The sequence below is a fragment of the Chitinophaga sp. genome (genome assembly GCF_035761305.1).
Taxonomy (GTDB): Bacteria; Bacteroidota; Bacteroidia; order Chitinophagales; family Chitinophagaceae; genus Chitinophaga.
In genome coordinates this window covers 1-15,757 of record NZ_DASTRI010000023.1, presented here as the reverse complement: position 1 = coordinate 15,757, position 15,757 = coordinate 1, and the positions used below count along the sequence as shown (strand labels likewise).

The following is a 15,757-nucleotide window of genomic DNA, read 5'->3' as shown; positions in this document are numbered from 1 at the left end:
ACTACTTAAAGGGCTTTTTATGGCAACTATAAAAAATGTAAAGCGCTGGTTCACGATACACAAGTGGACCAGCCTCATATGCACCCTCTTTTTGCTGATGCTGTGCGTTACCGGCCTGCCGCTTGTTTTTCATGATGAAATAAACCAGCTGCAGGGCAAAACACAGGCTGCGCCGCCCATGCCGGAAGGCACGCCCAAAGCCAGCCTGGATGACATTGTAAAAGCCGGCAGGCAGCAGTACCCGCACGATGTGGTTCGTTATGTTTACTGGGACGATGAGCAGCCCAATATTGTAACGGTAAACCTGGCCGACTCCATTAACGCGCCGGCAGATGTATATAAGCTGGTAGTGGTGGATGAGCGCACCGCTGAAGTGCTGAAGGCGCCTGAAACCGATAAAGGGTTCATGCATGTAATGCTGGAGCTGCATACAGATATGTTTGCAGGTATTATTGGAAAGCTTTTCCTGGGCCTCATGGGATTGTTGTTTGTAGCAGCCATTGTTTCCGGCGTGATGTTATATGGCCCTGTTATGCGCCGCTTTGATTTTGGTATGATACGCAGGGATAAATCTACCCGGCTAAAATGGCTGGATATGCATAACCTGCTGGGCGTTGTAGTACTGTCATGGACGCTGGTGGTAGGCATTACCGGCGTTATTAATACCCTTTCAGATGTGGTGTTGTTCATGTGGCAATCCGGCCAGCTGAAAGAGATGGTAGCGCCTTATAAAAACAAGCCGGCCATCAGCGGGGAGCTTAGCTCACTGGATGCCGCGGTAAAAACGGCTGTTAAAGCGGCCCCGGAAATGAAGCCGCGCATTGTGGCGTTTCCCGGCACTATTTTTACCAGCAAGCATCATTATGCAGTGTTTATGAAAGGCAATACACCGGTAACCTCCCGGCTGATCAAGCCTGCATTGATAGATGCCCAAACAGGCCGGCTTACAGACATCCGCACCATGCCATGGTATGTAAACGCCTTATTTATTTCAGAACCCCTTCACTTTGGCGATTACGGCGGCCTGCCGCTGAAAATTTTATGGGCGCTGTTTGATATAGCCACTATTATAGTGCTCATCAGCGGGCTGTATTTGTGGTTTGCCCGCCGCAAAGCAACAGCGGCGCGTATTAACAGGATATTGCAAAGTGAGGCAGTTACACAGGCCGCTATTTTAAATGAGCAGCTATGAAAAACAATAACTTTTTACAACTCTGGGGATGGCCCCTGCTGTTAGCGGCGCTTATTATGTTTGGGTTGCTGGCTGCCCTTATTGGAACAGGCTTATGGCACTGGCTGTCATGGATAGCTTTAACGGTGCCGGTTGTTACAATGGGCTGGTATTTATTTAAGAAAGATGGGAGCGGGAGATAATAAGGGCTAACTATTGCAAAACCGGAAATATAAATGTAATTTGAACATACAGGTTCAAATCATGTGTATTTCACGTTATAGCAAAGGGCTGTTAGCGGCCCTGTTATTATTATTATTATTATCGGCAACAGCATGCCGGCAGCACAAAGGCCCTGCTACCGCTGCAGACGGTTTGCCGGAAGTGGTGGACTACAACTTTCACATACGCCCGATCCTTTCGGATAAATGCTTTGCATGCCACGGTCCCGACGCCAACAAAAGAAAGGCCGGCCTGCGGCTGGATATTGCAGACAGCGCCTATAAAGTTTTGCAGGAAACGCCCGGCGCACACGCCCTGGTACCCGGTAATCCCGCACTTTCTGAAGTGTTCCGGCGCATCAGTTCAACAGATACCGCTGTACGGATGCCGCCTCCCTCCGCCAACATGCCGCTTTCCGCGCATGACATTGCCCTGATAGAAAAATGGATCAAACAAGGTGCGAAATATAAGCCGCATTGGGCCTTTGTGCCGCCTGTAAAAGCCCCCTTGCCCGATGTGCCGGACCAAAGCTGGTGCCGCAACGAGATTGACCGCTTTGTGCTGCATAAAATGGACAGCTACGGCCTCTCTCCCAACCCCGTGGCCGATCCCCAACGCCTGCTGAAACGCCTGTGCCTGGACCTCACCGGCCTGCCGCCTTCCATACCGCTGATGGACCGCTTCCTGGCAGACACCAGCGCAGCAGGTTACGAGCGCATGGTAGATACCCTGCTGGCGCAACCCGCCTACGGCGAGAAAATGGCCGTGCACTGGATGGACCTGGCCCGCTATGCCGACTCCCACGGCTACCAGGATGATAACTATCGCAGCATGTGGCCCTGGCGCGACTGGGTGATACATGCATTCAATGAAAACCTCTCATACGACCGCTTTGTAACCTGGCAGCTGGCCGGCGATCTGCTGCCTGATCACACCCGCGAACAGCTGCTGGCTACAGGCTTCAACCGCAACCACAAGATCACCGAAGAAGGCGGCGTAATAGATGAAGAATACCGCGTGGAATATGTAACCGACCGTACCAATACCTTCGGCAAGGCGCTGCTGGGCGTTACCATTGAATGCGCGCACTGCCATGATCATAAGTATGACCCCTTTTCCCAGAAAGAATATTACGAGCTCTATGCCTTCTTCAACAACGTAAAGGAAGTAGGCCTGGAGTCGTTAGTGGGCGGCCCTGAAACCTATGCCAAAAAACCCTTCATGGAGATTTCCAAAGAAGACCTCCATGACGTGCTTAAATTCATTAACAAACAAGACACCAATAAACTGATAGTATCTGTTATGGGTGACCGCGATACGGTACGTAAAACGTATGTACTTAACCGTGGTAACTATGACGCGCCTACGCTGGAGGTTTATCCCGCAACGCCAAAGGCCATATTGCCGTTTGACAATAAACAATACCCATCCAACAGGCTGGGGCTTGCCCAATGGCTCTTTAGCCCTAAAAACCCGCTTGCAGCCCGTGTTTTCGTGAACAGCATGTGGCAGGAAGTGTTTGGCAGGGGCATCGTGAAAACAGCCGGCGACTTTGGCATGCAAGGCGAGCTGCCTTCACACCCTGAGCTGCTGGACTGGCTGGCAGTTGATTTCATGGAGCACGGCTGGAACATTAAACGGCTCATGAAGCAGATAGTAATGTCGGCCACATACCGGCAATCGTCTGCGATCACCGGCGATAAGCTCGGCACCGATCCTGAGAACATTTACCTTTCGCGGGGACCCCGCTTCCGTTTGCCGGCAGAGCTGGTGCGCGACCTGGTGCTGGAAAGCAGCGGGCTGCTGGTGCATAAAATAGGCGGCCCCAGCGTAAAACCTTACCAACCACCCGGCCTGTGGGAAATGGCTACCTCCGGCAGGGGACAGCTGGCTACCTACCGCCAGGATCATAATGAAAGCCTGTACCGGCGCGGGTTGTACACCTTTATAAAAAGAACGGTGCCCCCGCCCGTCCTCATGATATTTGACGGCAGCAACCGTGATCAGTGCGAAGTAAAACGCCTTACCACCAATACGCCGCTGCAGGCATTGGTAATGATGAATGATCCACAGGTATTAGAAGCCGCGCGCGTGCTGGCAGCCCGCCTGCTGGAAACGCCCGGCGCGGAAAATGAACGCCTGCGGAAAGCGTTCCGCCTCATCATCTGCAGGCAGCCCGAAGAAAAGGAGATGGCGCTGCTCACGGCCTATTACCATGATCAGCAGCAAACCTTTGCAAAAGCGCCCGCCAAAGCGGAGAAAATACTTTCCGTAGGCGAGTACCCGCTGCCGCAGAACATTAGCAAACCCGCACTGGCCGCCATGATGCAGGTGGTAACCATGGTGTATAACCTGGAAGAAGCCATTACAAAAACATAATTTGTATGAAAGAATTTTTAGAACATGGCCTCAATATGAACCGCCGCCGCTTTCTTTCCCGGCTTAGTCTTGGCCTGGGCAGCGTGGCGCTGGGCTCCCTGCTGATACCGGATCTCTTCGGCGGCGGCAGTGATGCGGCGGAAAGCGCCTTTATCCCCGGCATGCCGCAGTTTGCGCCTAAGGCTAAAAGAGTGATTTACCTGTTCCAGAACGGGGCGCCTTCACAGCTGGAAAGTTTTGATTATAAACCCAGGCTCCGCGAAATGCTGGGACAGGAGCTGCCGGCCTCTGTGCGCATGGGCCAACGCCTTACCGGTATGAGCTCCGGGCAGGCCTCCTTTCCGCTGGTAGGCTCATTCTACGATTTCAAGCAATATGGCGCTGCCGGCGCGTGGGTGAGCGACCTGTTTCCACATACGGCCAAGGTAGTAGACGACATCTGCATCATCCGGTCTATGTTCACGGAAGCCATCAATCATGATCCCGCGCTCACCTTCTTCCAAACCGGCGCGCAGCAGGGCAACCGGCCCAGCATGGGCGCCTGGCTTAGCTATGGCCTGGGCAGCGAGAATAAAAACCTGCCTGCCTTTTGCGTGCTGCTGTCACGCGGCAAAGGCAACGGCCAGGGCGTGTACTCCAAGCTGTGGAGCAATGGCTTCCTGCCCAGCATTCACCAGGGCGTGCAGTTCAGCAGCGGTGAAAACCCGGTGCTGTACCTGAATGACCCGGGTGGCATGAGCAAAACAGACCGCCGTAAAATGCTGGACAAGCTGGCCGAAATGAACCAGCTCTCGTACCAGGAATTCGGCGATCCCGAAATCAACACCCGCATCCAGCAATATGAAATGGCTTACCGCATGCAAACTGCGGTGCCGGAAATAACAGACCTTTCAAAGGAACCGGATAATATCATCCGCCTCTATGGCCCCGATTGCCTGGTGCCCGGCACTTATGCCGCCAACTGCCTGCTGGCCCGCAAACTCTCTGAAAACGGTGTTCGCTTTGTACAGCTCTACCACCAGGGATGGGATCAACACGGCAATCTTCCGCAGGAGATGGCCGGGCAGGCAAGGGATGTGGACCAGGCCTCCGCTGCGCTGATCACAGACCTCAAACAAAGAGGGCTGCTGGATGAAACACTGGTGATATGGGGCGGTGAATTTGGCCGCACCAACTACTGCCAGGGCAAAATGGTAAAGGACAACTACGGCCGGGACCACCATCCACGCTGCTTCTCCGTATGGATGGCCGGCGGTGGCGTAAAACCCGGGCTGGTGTACGGCGAAACAGATGAACTGGGCTACAACATTACAAGAAACCCGGTGCATGTGCATGATTTTCATGCCACCATCCTGCACCTCATGGGCCTGAACCACGAGCAGCTGACATACAAACACCTGGGAAGGCGCTACCGCTTAACCGATGTAGCGGGTACCGTAGTGAAGGACATTCTTGCTTAGTAAACAAACCATAGATGCAGCAACTCAGGCGTGTGGCTATTAACTTGTTATTTGCCGCGGATATTTTCATTCTCTTTTTTCTCGTATTTGAACAACGGATCGTAATACCGGCATGGCTGCAGGTACTTGGGCGCATGCACCCGCTGCTGCTGCACTTTCCTATTGTGCTGCTGTTACTGGCAGCGTTCCTTGAATTTACTCCCCGCATGAAAGACATTGCCGGTGACGTGCTGCTGGCAGGCGCATTAACAGCCGCCCTTACGGTGATCATGGGCCTGTTCCTCTCACGGGAAGGCGGGTACGAAAGTGAGGCGCTAAGCTGGCATAAATGGACCGGCACAGGCATCGTGGCCTTGTCTTCATTACTGTGCTGGTACAAGCAGCGGCGTATGCAAAAGCAGCTGCTGTCAAAGGCCGGCGCAGTGCTCACCGCCGTTTGCCTGCTGCTGGCAGGGCACCTGGGCGCAGGCATCACGCACGGCGATAATTTTCTGCTGGCGCCGGTAACGCCTGTACGCACGCCGGTAGCAGTACCGCTGAACAAAGCAATGGTATATGAGCACCTGGTAAAGCCGGTGCTGGAAGAAAAATGTTTCGGCTGTCACAACGCTTCCAAAGCCAAAGGAGGCCTGGTAATGACCACGCGGGAAAAATTATTGGCCGGCGGAAAAACCGGCCCGTTATGGGTTTCCGGCGCACCGGAACTAAGCCTGCTGCTGCAGCGCATTCACCTGCCGGCAGCTGAAAAGAAACATATGCCCCCGGATGGCAAGCCGCAATTGACCGCAGAGGAAATGCAGCTGCTGTATTACTGGGTGAAAGCAGGAGCGCCATTTGATAAAGCGGTTATATCCCTGGCGGCTACAGACAGCCTGCGGCTGCTTGCTGCCGAGCGGTTGCAGCCCGCTGCCGGCGCTTCCGCGCCTGTTTACGACTTTGCCGCGGCAGATGAAAAAACCATCCGGCAGCTCAATAACAATTACCGCGTTATTTACCCCGTTGCCATGAGTTCCCCGGCGCTGGTGGTCAACTTCTATAACAGGGATAAATATACCGCCAAAGCGCTGGAAGAGCTGCTGCCGCTGAAGAAACAGATTGTAGAGCTGCACCTGCAAAAGATGCCGGTGAAGGATGAAGACATGAGGACCATCCTGCAGTTTGAGCAGCTGCGGCGGCTGAACCTGGATTTCAGCTCCATACAAGGCAATACATTATCCGAGCTGGCCGCATTGCCGCACCTGCAATCCCTGGCCATCAGCGGCACCCCCGTAAGCTATACGCAATTGCAGCCGCTGCTGAAAAGTAAAAGTCTGCGCGAGCTATACCTTTGGAACACTCACCTCACGGGTAAAGAGCTTGACAGCCTGGCAAAGCAGCACCGGCAAATTGCCTTTATAAAAGGTTTTACGGACGATGGCGGCGAGCCGCTGAAACTAACCCAGCCCCTGGCAGACAACTACACGCCTATATTTTCCGGCGTAACAACCATCCAGCTAAAACATCCCGTACGCGGTGCGGAGATCCGTTACACTACCGATGGTTCTATGCCCGACAGCATTCACTCCAACGTGTTCCGGCCAGGCATGCAGCTGGACAGCAGCGCTGTTATCCGCGCAAAAGCTTACAAAGCCGGCTGGTATGGCAGTGATGTAGCGGAGTTCAGCTTTTATAAAACCACCTATAAACCCGACAGCATTGTGCTGCTAACCGCACCCGCGCCCAAATACAGCGGCAACGGCGGGCAAACGCTGGTGGATATGGAAAAGGGCGATATGGATTACGGCAACGGCAAGTGGCTGGGCTACCAGAACGGCGCCATGGAGCTGTTGCTCACCTTCAGGGAGCCGCAGCCCGTAAAGAACGTCACACTCTCTATGCTGCGGAATACCGGCGGCTGGGTGTTTCCGCCCGCCATGGTAGAGGTATGGGGCGGCAGCAGCCCTGCGCAATTGCGGCTCCTTAACAGGTGCAGGCCGCCAATGCCCGGTAAGAGCGAGCCTCCCGGCAGCATTCGCATAGATTGCCCCTTCCAAACCACGAACCTGGGCTATATCAAGATTGTTGCAAAACCGCTGCCGAAGCTGCCGGGCTGGCATGCAGCTAAAGGGCAGAAAGCATGGCTGTTTGCAGATGAAATACTTGTGAATTAGCTGCTATTGCGGTCTTTACCCGGTTTCCGCTCAAAAAAATCACTTTTTTCACCAATGGCCGTTCTAAGGCATCTCATAATTTCTTCGTGAAAGTCGGTGCCTGCAGCGTGCAGGGGATCGATTGCTTTTGCCAATAATGTGCGCAGCGTAAAAAGCTGCTCCCTGTTATATTTCTTTGAGGCTTTTACCAGCTCCAGCTTCATCAGCGCTTCCTGCTGATTTTGTTTAGGGTTGAAAATTTCATTTATATGGCTGCATTGGTGGCAAACGCCGTTCTTGTTGATTAACGCGCACCTGTGCTCGAAAATATCTGTCATTGTATTCCGGGCATCGTTCAACAGGTGTTTTACCACGCCTTCTGTTTTTTCGAGAATAAGACCAATTTCCTTTACCTGGAAATCATAGATATTCTTTAAGATCAGCGCTACCTGGTTTTCTATGGGCAGCGTCTTTGAAATACAGGTGAAACAGTAGTCGATATGCTCTCTCATTTCGTAAGCCCCCGCAGGCGACGTATCGTGAACCATCCAAAAGACCTGCCTGATCTCCTCTGAACTTATGGCCAGGTCTGCGGCCCGGTCCTGGGCATCCGGCCGCCATCTTTTTAGTTTTCTTAAATGATCATAAGCAAGGTTGGTGGCTATCCTGAATACCCAGGTTTTCAGCGAAGACGCCTGGTTGAAGGTAGATATATTGGTAAACGCCTTGATAAAAGTATCATGGGTAAGGTCATCTACATCATCCCGGTCGGTGAGCAAACGGTACAGGTACGATTTCAATTGGTTTTGAAATTCGGCAAACAGTGTTTGGAATGCATTTACATCGCCGGCTATGGCCGATTGGAGGATATCTTCTCTTTCCATTCAATTCATTAATAAAAATGAGGTTGCAGCCCTCCACCAGGGGGCCGCAACCGCTAATGTACCATAAGAAAGGTTATGTGCTACAAAATATTCAGCTTACCGCAATCCACATCCACAATATGACTGTTGAAAGCTACCCCCGTTTCAGAGGCGAGAAAAGCAGCGGTTTCACCCACCTGTTTCAGTGTGGGACTTGTTTTTAATATGTCAAAGGCCTTGTACTGCGCCACCAGCTGTTCCGTGGGCATTTCGAGATGTTTTGCGGCAGCATCTATCCATCCGGAAATCCGCCTTGTTTCCATCAGTGCGCCGGCGCAGATACAGATCACTTTTATTCCATTGCCTCCCCATTCGGCCGCCATTACCCGGGTTAACCCTTCTACCGCTGCGCTGGCGGCCGTAATACCCGCCAGGTTGGGAAGCTTTGACCTGGATAATGCAGCTGTGAGCAGCAGGATAGTGCCCTCCGATTGGGTTTGCATCATATACTTCGCCGCTACCCTTGAAGTAAGGAATTGCGATCCGCAGATCTTTTCCATGGGGGCCATAAATTGTTCAAAAGTTGCCGCTGTTGTAGGCGGGCGGCCCCCCATTTCGCTATAATCAACCCCGATGCCGTTGAATATCACATCCAGCCTGCCGTTGTCCGATGCCACCTTCTTTAAAAAGGTATCAATTTCCATCTCGTTCAATGCGTTTACTTTGGCAGCTTCCGCGTGTCCGCCGCTGGCCCTGATCTCCCCGGCCAATACATTTACGGCATTGAGGTTCCGGGCGGTAACATACACCTTTGCCCCGTGCTGTGAAAACGACCGTGCAACTGCTCCCGCAATATCACCGGATGCGGCAAATACAACGGCTACTTTGTCTTTTAGATTTTGCATGTTGTTTAAATTTATCTTTTGACGATTTAGCCCGGCAAAACGGTCGGAATTTTTTTGCCCATCAGTCCGCATTCCAAATTGTAATAATTTTGTTGGGCGGCAAATGCATTGGTAATGATACAACACCTTATAGATCACATAGAAAAAGTCAGCACAATTCATGTAAGTGAGGCCGGTTTGCCGGAATCTTTCTTTGAGCATAAAAAATATAAAAAGAAAGAGCTGTTGCTGACAGAGGGACACCGGTGCTACGAAAAGTTTTTTATTATAAAAGGCTGCGTTCATTTATACTATCTCAGGCAAAATGGAACTGAACAAACGATTGACTTTGCGTTGGAAGACTGGTGGACTTCAGATTTTACAGCTTTCCAGCAAGGCGCTCCCGCGCAATTTTCCATTCGTGCCATAGAAAATATAGAAGTGCTGTCTATTACAGCTGATCGTCAGCAAGCGCTTTTCAAACAAATGCCTGAACTCCATGCATATTTTCACCTGGTGTTCCAGCGGGCATATGCTGCGTGCCAAATGAGATTTAGATTTCTTTTTGAGTTTTCGAAAGAGGAGTTATACCAGCATTTTTTACAACATTTTCCTGCGTTTACGCAACGTGTGCCTCAATACCTGCTTGCTTCTTTTCTGGGTTTCACACCAGAATACCTGAGTGAAATCAGGAAAAAGTATCTTTCTTAAACAGGTTTAAGCGATGCGGGATGTATGTTTTCGAACTTTGCCGAAACAAAACAAACGAACTTTATGGCTAAAGTTATTAAACATCGCCTTGATGTATGGAAGGAGGAACCTTTATACTGGGACCTGGTATCGAAAATAGACAAACGCTTATACGAATCAACAGTACCCAAAAGCCTGCTGGAAATTATCAAAATCCGGGTTTCGCAAATCAACAAGTGTGCTTTTTGTATTGACTATCATACACAGGAAGCGCTGAAAAACGGGGAAACGCCCCGCCGGATATTCGCGCTGTCTGCATGGCAGGAAAGTCCGCTGTTTACCGCCGTTGAACGGGCTGTTCTGCAGGTAACGGACGAAATAACCAATATTTTTTTTCATGGTCTTTCAAACGATGCATATGAAAATCTCAGATCCTATTTTACAGAACAAGGGATAACTGATATTATCATCTGCATTTGCCACATGAACTTTTTAAACCGGGTAGGCATTTCTACTAAAACAGAAGCAATCTAAAACATCCGTTTACTCATAAAAGGAAAAACATGGCAACAGGTAAAGTGATCGCCGGAATTAAAATACCAGACAGCGCAATTGCAGGTCAGGCAACTGAATTGCTGCGCGAACATGGCTCCGACCTTTTGTACAACCATTCATTAAGGACGTTTCTTTTCGCTGCCCTGGAAGGGCAGCAAAACAATACCCGGTACGATCCGGAGCTTTTATATGTGAGCGCAGTGTTTCACGACTTAGGTTTAACACCGCATTACCGTAGTGAGGATAAAAGATTTGAAGTGGATGGCGCCAATGCAGCACGCGATTTCCTTAAAAGCTACGGTGTGTCACCCCAAATGCTTCAGCTGGTTTGGGATGCCATTGCGCTTCACACGTCGCCCGGCATTGCGGAGTATAAAGAACCGGAAGTAGCATTACTGAACTATGGCGTTGCGTTGGATGTAGTAGGCCGGGGTTACGACAAATTACCGGCAAATTACCGCGAAGAAATAACCAGGCAATTTCCGCGCAACGGGTTTAAGAAGCAAATTATCCCGGCTTTCTTTGATGGCTTTAAACATAAACCACATACCACCTATGGCAGCATTAATGCAGACATTTGTGCCTGTATGATCCCCGGCTATCAAAGAAAAGATTTTTGTGATGCTATCCGGCAGTCGCCGTGGCAGGAATAATAACAATATAATGAAACTAAGAGGGGCATTGACAACATGCCCCTTCTTATTAACCTGAATCTTGAAAAATAGTTTTAAAGTTCAGTTGCTTTTATATATTTGTTCCGTCTAGCAGAAATGAGGGACAATAGTTTTGAAAACTATACCTTTCAAAAATTAAAAGTTTGTTGACATATACCCTATTATGTTGTTAACTCATTCCCACGTAAAGAATGCAATTGTTCAATCAGGTAATTCTCCTTACTTAATAGGCAGAATCATTGATGGGTCAATTGATCTATCTATTGGCCTCTATATTCAGAACGTATCAAGTAGCAAGGTAGGTTGGAGTGGTGTATTGCTTCAGGAAAAGGCTAATGGCAAACGTTATTTTTTGAAGTATAAAGACGGTACATCATCAAAAGATTATGGACATAGAAGTCCAACCACAGAAAATCTTGAGTGTTTTACGAGGTACAGGTGCTTTTGGAGCAGAATTTGTTCAGGCAATCAAGTAGAGGTTACAGCTACAGAAGGCAGTCAAGATTGTGCACCTCATACTACGGCTGGTGGATTATGCCCAGGTACCATGTGGTCACCGAATGGTAGCGAGCCTACCAGTGTTACATGTATTGAAACACCGGATGATCCAACGCCTCCAACACCCCCTACTGATCCGACTAATCCGCCTACTCCACCACCAGGAGGTACAAATCCTGATCCTTTTGTTAATGTTGAATTGCCATCAGCAGCTCCCGCCGCTGAAGCAGATGTCTTAAATATCCCTTGCAGCGCTTCATACAATTTCATTCGGCAAGGTAATTGGCAAAGTGCCGTTATCGTAGATTATAAATTTGGTTTATATAATAGAGCTGGTAATGGTCAGTATTATTTATAAACGTTGGCCCAATTGAGGTGGGTTTACCATATATTACCTTTGACGGTTCTATTATTCAAGCCAATATAGCACAAGGTATGTCTACATTAGCTGCTACAGATGCCGAGCAGGCCACTGCGGGGGTTCTTAGTGCGATAGTAATTGCCAATCCGGAAATTACACCTTCAATGGTGATAAATAGCGCTTCACTTCAAGCCAAACTAAGACAGCACTTCAAAAACGCATATTGAGGCATTGAATGACCTATTGCGCAATGATTGGGACTATGCCCCTACTGCAAATCCGGCTCGTGTTAATCTCGACCCATCATCTTTTTCACTCAAAGATGGCACCCAATATAAGACACTGAAGTTTAGGGGTCGCGACTGTTAATACGTTTGTTTATATTAGTAAAAAATAGCTAAAAATGTTATTGCAACCACTTGGTATTGATTCAATCAAATTGGGTGAGGACATTATAAACCTTCCCGATCATGAACCATTCAATGCCGCCGATAAGAAAATGTTTGTGCCTGGTCCTGCTGCGGAATACTGGCATAGATTTTCAGGTGATGCCAGCTGTATTGAGAATGGGTTTGGCGATAGCTTTTCAGCACGATATATCTATTTTTCGACCAAAGATGATAAAAAAATAAACTCAATAAAAGTTTTTCCACATGATCATACGGGATATTCCCTCGTTGATTATCTAGATAAAATCTTTGGCATTGGTAGTGTGGCACATGGTAATATGCTTGAAGGTGTCAATCCATATCATTATATGTGGAATTGGGAAAAAAAGGTAGATGTCCATTACCTGGTGCCTAATGATTTGGATAGTGGATTAGAGTGTATCACATTTCGTTTCTTTCTTGATTTCGATACCCTTAACAAGTACCGGCTTCTGTATCGCACATGGACTAAATAACAGTATATTAAATCCTCATACAAACAGATGGAGTAAACCCTCCATCTGTTTGTTTTTATGTAATTACAGTCCATTATACACACTTTCTTTGGCGGATTGATAGGTTGATGCAGGGCAATCATTCTGAAAGAAAATTGTGTACTGGACTTTATGCCCCTGTTTTTGTGTAGTCGGCCATATTCCCCTATGAGTTCAAAGATGGTTATGATTTTTGATTATTTCCAGTAATGTTCTATGTTCAGCACTGTTACCTATCATTCGGTTCGTTATAAATTCCGCGTTGTAGGTTATGCCGTTTTTAACAAGGTTTTTATAGATATTTTAAAGGATTTTCTTAGTTGTTCCAGTTTAGTATTATTTAAATCACTGTCCGGTTCTTTGTGCAATGTTATCTGCCGTTTTCCATTCCAATTAATAGCCTTAACATAAATGCCTGTCGTAATTTCAACTCTTTTGCGAACCAACTGAAATCCGAAAATATATAGGTGATTGACTTTTTTTATTGATTTTAGACTTGTATATTCAGAATGAAGCTAAAGTTTAAGAAATTACATAACTAATTAGTTTTAAATGAATTGAGAGGTTACCAGTTAGAGAAGATGGGTTACTTAGTTATGGAGGGTTAACACAAAAAAATAGCCTGTATAGTTTATATACAAGCCATAATTCATTGAAAATAAAATATTTGCGGAGAAGAAGGGATTCGAACCCTTGAAACCCTTTCGAGTTTACACACTTTCCAGGCGTGCCAGTTCAACCACTCCTGCACTTCTCCGGTTGAAATCTTAATTCAGGGATGCAAAAATAAGGGTTTTACCTGCAATTCCAAAAGGTATTTTTAAGGAATAAAAGCCCGCTGTTATATATTAAAAACGCCCGCCATAATAAATTACGGCGGGCTGTTACAGGGCATTCGTGAACACTGACCAGTATGGCGGTGGTCCAGCTCCAGGCCAGCTGACGTCAATGGCACATTGCCGGTTTTGTGTGCGCCGGCAGCTCCCTGCCAACGGATGATGATAAAGGCACTACGGGTTCTGCACCAGGTTCGGGTTCTTGTTCATCTCTTCCTGCGGTATAAAAAACAGTTTACGGTTATCTCCATTAGGCCGGTGCTGGAACCATTTTTTAGTGGTAAACACGCCAAAACGGATCAGGTCCTGCCGGCGATGGCCCTCTGCTGCAAATTCCCAACCCAGCTCATCCAGGAAACGGCCGTATGGAATGTCGGCGCCGCCCTGCAGCTCCGTTACTTGCCCGTTATCCCAATAACCATACTGGTAGCGGCTGCCCTGCTGCAGCGCTGTTGCCGTAACGGTAGCCTTAGCCGGGTCAGTGGCTGCAAAGGCGCGCTGCCGCACCTGTGTTACCAGTGCCGCAGCCTCAGCTGCCTGGCCGGTGCGCAGCAGGCATTCGGCCTTCATCATCAGCACATCTGCATAGCGGAACACCGGGAAATCGTTGCTCAGCGAGCCTTTGGCGCCCACCCTTATCTCGTACTTGCCAATGCGGTACCCCTCATTGGATTTACTTTTTTCAATGCTCTCCACAAATTTTACATAATTGATCACCTCCACGCCGGCCGGCGTTTTCTGCGGCCCTTGCAGCCAGGTGTCCTGCAGGCGCGTATCAGCAGCATCATAGGTGTCAATAAACTGCGGCACCGCACAGTTGCCGCCCCAGGGCTGCGCTTCCATGCGAAACACCTGCTGGCTTAAAGGGTCCAGGGTTTTCATATGAATAATAAACCCCGGCGCATTGATCTCATCATAAGGAATGGTGAAGATCAGCTCCCGGGAAGTTTCATTATTGGTCTTGAAGTTATCGCGGTACTTGGGCTCCAGCATGTACCCTGCTTCACCCGCAGCCTGTATTACATCGTTACATTGCTGCAGGCATTGCGCCCATGCGGCAGTGCCGGTGTACACGCCTGCATTCAGGTACATTTTTGCCAGCAGTGTTTTGGCTGCCCATTTATTAAAGCGGCCATACATACCGGTGCCGGCTGATTCGCGCAGCTGCGCCATATTATCGTTCAGCTCCTTTACAATAAAATCATACACCTCCTGCCGCTTGCTTTGTTTGGGAACAGAAAGATCCTGGTAGTCTGTTACCAGCGGCACATTGCCGAAGTTGTCGCATAAAAGATAATAGTAGTAAGCGCGTAAGGCTTTCAGCTCCGCCAGCAGGCTGCCTTTGGCTTCCTGCACAGGCAGGGTGCCTGATTCAATTAACCATATGGCGCGGTTGGTGTTTGCAACGCCGTTGTACACCCGCCCCCATAAAGCGCTTGGCTGTTCCTGCAGCGATGTCCAGGTATGGCGGTGCATACGCTGGTAGGTGCCGCCATCGTACCAGCCGTTGGGGCGTGCGGGGGTTATGATCTCGTCGGCGCTTTCCTCTTCCAGGTCAAACAATCCCATCCAGTCTGCCATTACCGGCCGTAACGGGCTATAGGCCTGTGCAATAATAGCGGCCGTATCAGCCTCTTTGTACACAATATTTTCCTCTACTATTTCTGAAAAGGTTTCAGGATCGAGCTTGGTGCACGCGCTGCCGGCAAATAAAAGCATGGCTGCGGTAACCAGTCCCATATATGTGTAATGCCTGTTTTCCATAACAACTGCTGTTTAAGCTTTAAAAAATAAGGTTTACGCCCAGGGTAAAGGTGCGGGTGGTAGGGTATTTGTCCCGCTCATCGTCACCGGGCGCCAGGCCGGTACGGTTCACCTCCGGGTCTATTCCTTTATAGCCGGTAATGGTAGCCAGGTTCAGGGCAGCTACATATACACGGGCATTTTGAATGTAACGCAGCCGGCTGGTATTGAAATTATAGCCGATAGTAATGTTGTCTACCTTCCAGTAATCGCCGTTCTCAATATAATAGCTTACCAGCGCCAGGTCGTCGTTCAGCCGGGTTTTGCCGTACACCTTATCGAATGCTGTTTTTAGCATATTGTACTGCAC

The 15,757-nt window shown here is 49.1% G+C and carries 12 protein-coding genes, 1 tRNA gene and 1 pseudogene; 9 read left to right on the top strand and 5 right to left on the bottom strand.

The annotated features are described in order from the left end of the window. Nucleotides 1-19 precede the first annotated feature (19 nt). From VFS25_RS02495 to VFS25_RS02480, 4 genes are all read left to right on the top strand, one after another. Nucleotides 20-1,192, top strand: a complete 1,173-nt coding sequence (locus VFS25_RS02495) for a PepSY domain-containing protein (protein ID WP_326460531.1) — start codon at nucleotides 20-22, stop codon at nucleotides 1,190-1,192. Nucleotides 1,193-1,435: 243 nt separating this feature from the next. After that, complete coding sequence (locus VFS25_RS02490; RefSeq protein ID WP_326460530.1) at nucleotides 1,436-3,772, top strand: PSD1 and planctomycete cytochrome C domain-containing protein; 2,337 nt, start codon at nucleotides 1,436-1,438, stop codon at nucleotides 3,770-3,772. Between the two features lie 5 nt (nucleotides 3,773-3,777). After that, entirely contained in the window at nucleotides 3,778-5,232 is a 1,455-nt protein-coding gene (locus VFS25_RS02485) for a DUF1501 domain-containing protein (protein WP_326460529.1), read from the top strand. A 14-nt stretch (nucleotides 5,233-5,246) separates the two neighbouring features. After that, complete coding sequence (locus VFS25_RS02480; RefSeq protein WP_326460528.1) at nucleotides 5,247-7,382, top strand: c-type cytochrome domain-containing protein; 2,136 nt, start codon at nucleotides 5,247-5,249, stop codon at nucleotides 7,380-7,382. On the opposite strand, the gene VFS25_RS02475 is transcribed toward VFS25_RS02480, so the two are convergent. Both VFS25_RS02475 and VFS25_RS02470 read right to left on the bottom strand, forming a co-directional pair. Next, nucleotides 7,379-8,245 (bottom strand): RNA polymerase sigma factor, encoded by an 867-nt coding sequence (locus VFS25_RS02475; protein ID WP_326460527.1) that lies wholly within the window; start codon nucleotides 8,243-8,245, stop codon nucleotides 7,379-7,381. The two genes, VFS25_RS02480 and VFS25_RS02475, sit on opposite strands and share 4 nt — an antisense overlap. 80 nt (nucleotides 8,246-8,325) lie before the next feature. Continuing rightward, nucleotides 8,326-9,129, bottom strand: a complete 804-nt coding sequence (locus VFS25_RS02470; RefSeq protein WP_326460526.1) for an SDR family oxidoreductase — start codon at nucleotides 9,127-9,129, stop codon at nucleotides 8,326-8,328. 114 nt (nucleotides 9,130-9,243) lie between these two features. Between VFS25_RS02470 and VFS25_RS02465 the strand changes: the two genes are divergently transcribed. The 5 genes from VFS25_RS02465 (at nucleotide 9,244) to VFS25_RS02445 (ending at nucleotide 12,790) form a co-directional block, all read left to right on the top strand. After that, a complete protein-coding gene (locus VFS25_RS02465; RefSeq protein ID WP_326460525.1) occupies nucleotides 9,244-9,819 on the top strand; it encodes a Crp/Fnr family transcriptional regulator in 576 nt (191 codons plus the stop codon). 63 nt (nucleotides 9,820-9,882) lie between these two features. Beyond that, a complete protein-coding gene (locus VFS25_RS02460) occupies nucleotides 9,883-10,332 on the top strand; it encodes a carboxymuconolactone decarboxylase family protein (RefSeq protein WP_326460524.1) in 450 nt (149 codons plus the stop codon). A 29-nt stretch (nucleotides 10,333-10,361) separates the two neighbouring features. Beyond that, on the top strand, nucleotides 10,362-11,006 hold the full coding sequence (locus VFS25_RS02455; RefSeq protein WP_326460523.1) for an HD domain-containing protein: 645 nt from the start codon (nucleotides 10,362-10,364) through the stop codon (nucleotides 11,004-11,006). A gap of 184 nt (nucleotides 11,007-11,190) precedes the next feature. After that, on the top strand, nucleotides 11,191-11,883 hold the full coding sequence (locus VFS25_RS02450) for a hypothetical protein (protein ID WP_326460522.1): 693 nt from the start codon (nucleotides 11,191-11,193) through the stop codon (nucleotides 11,881-11,883). A 406-nt stretch (nucleotides 11,884-12,289) separates the two neighbouring features. Continuing rightward, nucleotides 12,290-12,790 carry a hypothetical protein gene (locus VFS25_RS02445; RefSeq protein ID WP_326460521.1) on the top strand — a complete coding sequence of 167 codons (501 nt, stop codon included), beginning with the start codon at nucleotides 12,290-12,292 and terminating at the stop codon, nucleotides 12,788-12,790. A 688-nt stretch (nucleotides 12,791-13,478) separates the two neighbouring features. On the opposite strand, the gene VFS25_RS02440 is transcribed toward VFS25_RS02445, so the two are convergent. From VFS25_RS02440 to VFS25_RS02430, 3 genes and pseudogenes are all read right to left on the bottom strand, one after another. Beyond that, nucleotides 13,479-13,565, bottom strand: a tRNA-Ser gene (locus VFS25_RS02440). A gap of 253 nt (nucleotides 13,566-13,818) precedes the next feature. Next, nucleotides 13,819-15,408, bottom strand: coding sequence for a RagB/SusD family nutrient uptake outer membrane protein (locus VFS25_RS02435; RefSeq protein WP_326460520.1), 1,590 nt, complete (start codon nucleotides 15,406-15,408; stop codon nucleotides 13,819-13,821). Between the two features lie 19 nt (nucleotides 15,409-15,427). Continuing rightward, nucleotides 15,428-15,757: pseudogene (locus tag VFS25_RS02430) on the bottom strand (SusC/RagA family TonB-linked outer membrane protein); the annotation flags it as partial.

What these genes read in the sequence shown, in the direction of transcription:
- VFS25_RS02460 (WP_326460524.1), top strand. Translation starts at nt 9,883, where the DNA reads ATGGCTAAAGTTATTAAACATCGCCTTGATGTATGGAAGGAGGAACCT.
- VFS25_RS02465 (WP_326460525.1), top strand. Translation starts at nt 9,244, where the DNA reads ATGATACAACACCTTATAGATCACATAGAAAAAGTCAGCACAATTCAT.
- VFS25_RS02490 (WP_326460530.1), top strand. Translation starts at nt 1,436, where the DNA reads ATGTGTATTTCACGTTATAGCAAAGGGCTGTTAGCGGCCCTGTTATTA.
- VFS25_RS02450 (WP_326460522.1), top strand. Translation starts at nt 11,191, where the DNA reads ATGTTGTTAACTCATTCCCACGTAAAGAATGCAATTGTTCAATCAGGT.
- VFS25_RS02455 (WP_326460523.1), top strand. Translation starts at nt 10,362, where the DNA reads ATGGCAACAGGTAAAGTGATCGCCGGAATTAAAATACCAGACAGCGCA.
- VFS25_RS02480 (WP_326460528.1), top strand. Translation starts at nt 5,247, where the DNA reads ATGCAGCAACTCAGGCGTGTGGCTATTAACTTGTTATTTGCCGCGGAT.
- VFS25_RS02495 (WP_326460531.1), top strand. Translation starts at nt 20, where the DNA reads ATGGCAACTATAAAAAATGTAAAGCGCTGGTTCACGATACACAAGTGG.
- VFS25_RS02435 (WP_326460520.1), bottom strand. Translation starts at nt 15,408, where the DNA reads ATGGAAAACAGGCATTACACATATATGGGACTGGTTACCGCAGCCATG.
- VFS25_RS02470 (WP_326460526.1), bottom strand. Translation starts at nt 9,129, where the DNA reads ATGCAAAATCTAAAAGACAAAGTAGCCGTTGTATTTGCCGCATCCGGT.
- VFS25_RS02445 (WP_326460521.1), top strand. Translation starts at nt 12,290, where the DNA reads ATGTTATTGCAACCACTTGGTATTGATTCAATCAAATTGGGTGAGGAC.
- VFS25_RS02475 (WP_326460527.1), bottom strand. Translation starts at nt 8,245, where the DNA reads ATGGAAAGAGAAGATATCCTCCAATCGGCCATAGCCGGCGATGTAAAT.
- VFS25_RS02485 (WP_326460529.1), top strand. Translation starts at nt 3,778, where the DNA reads ATGAAAGAATTTTTAGAACATGGCCTCAATATGAACCGCCGCCGCTTT.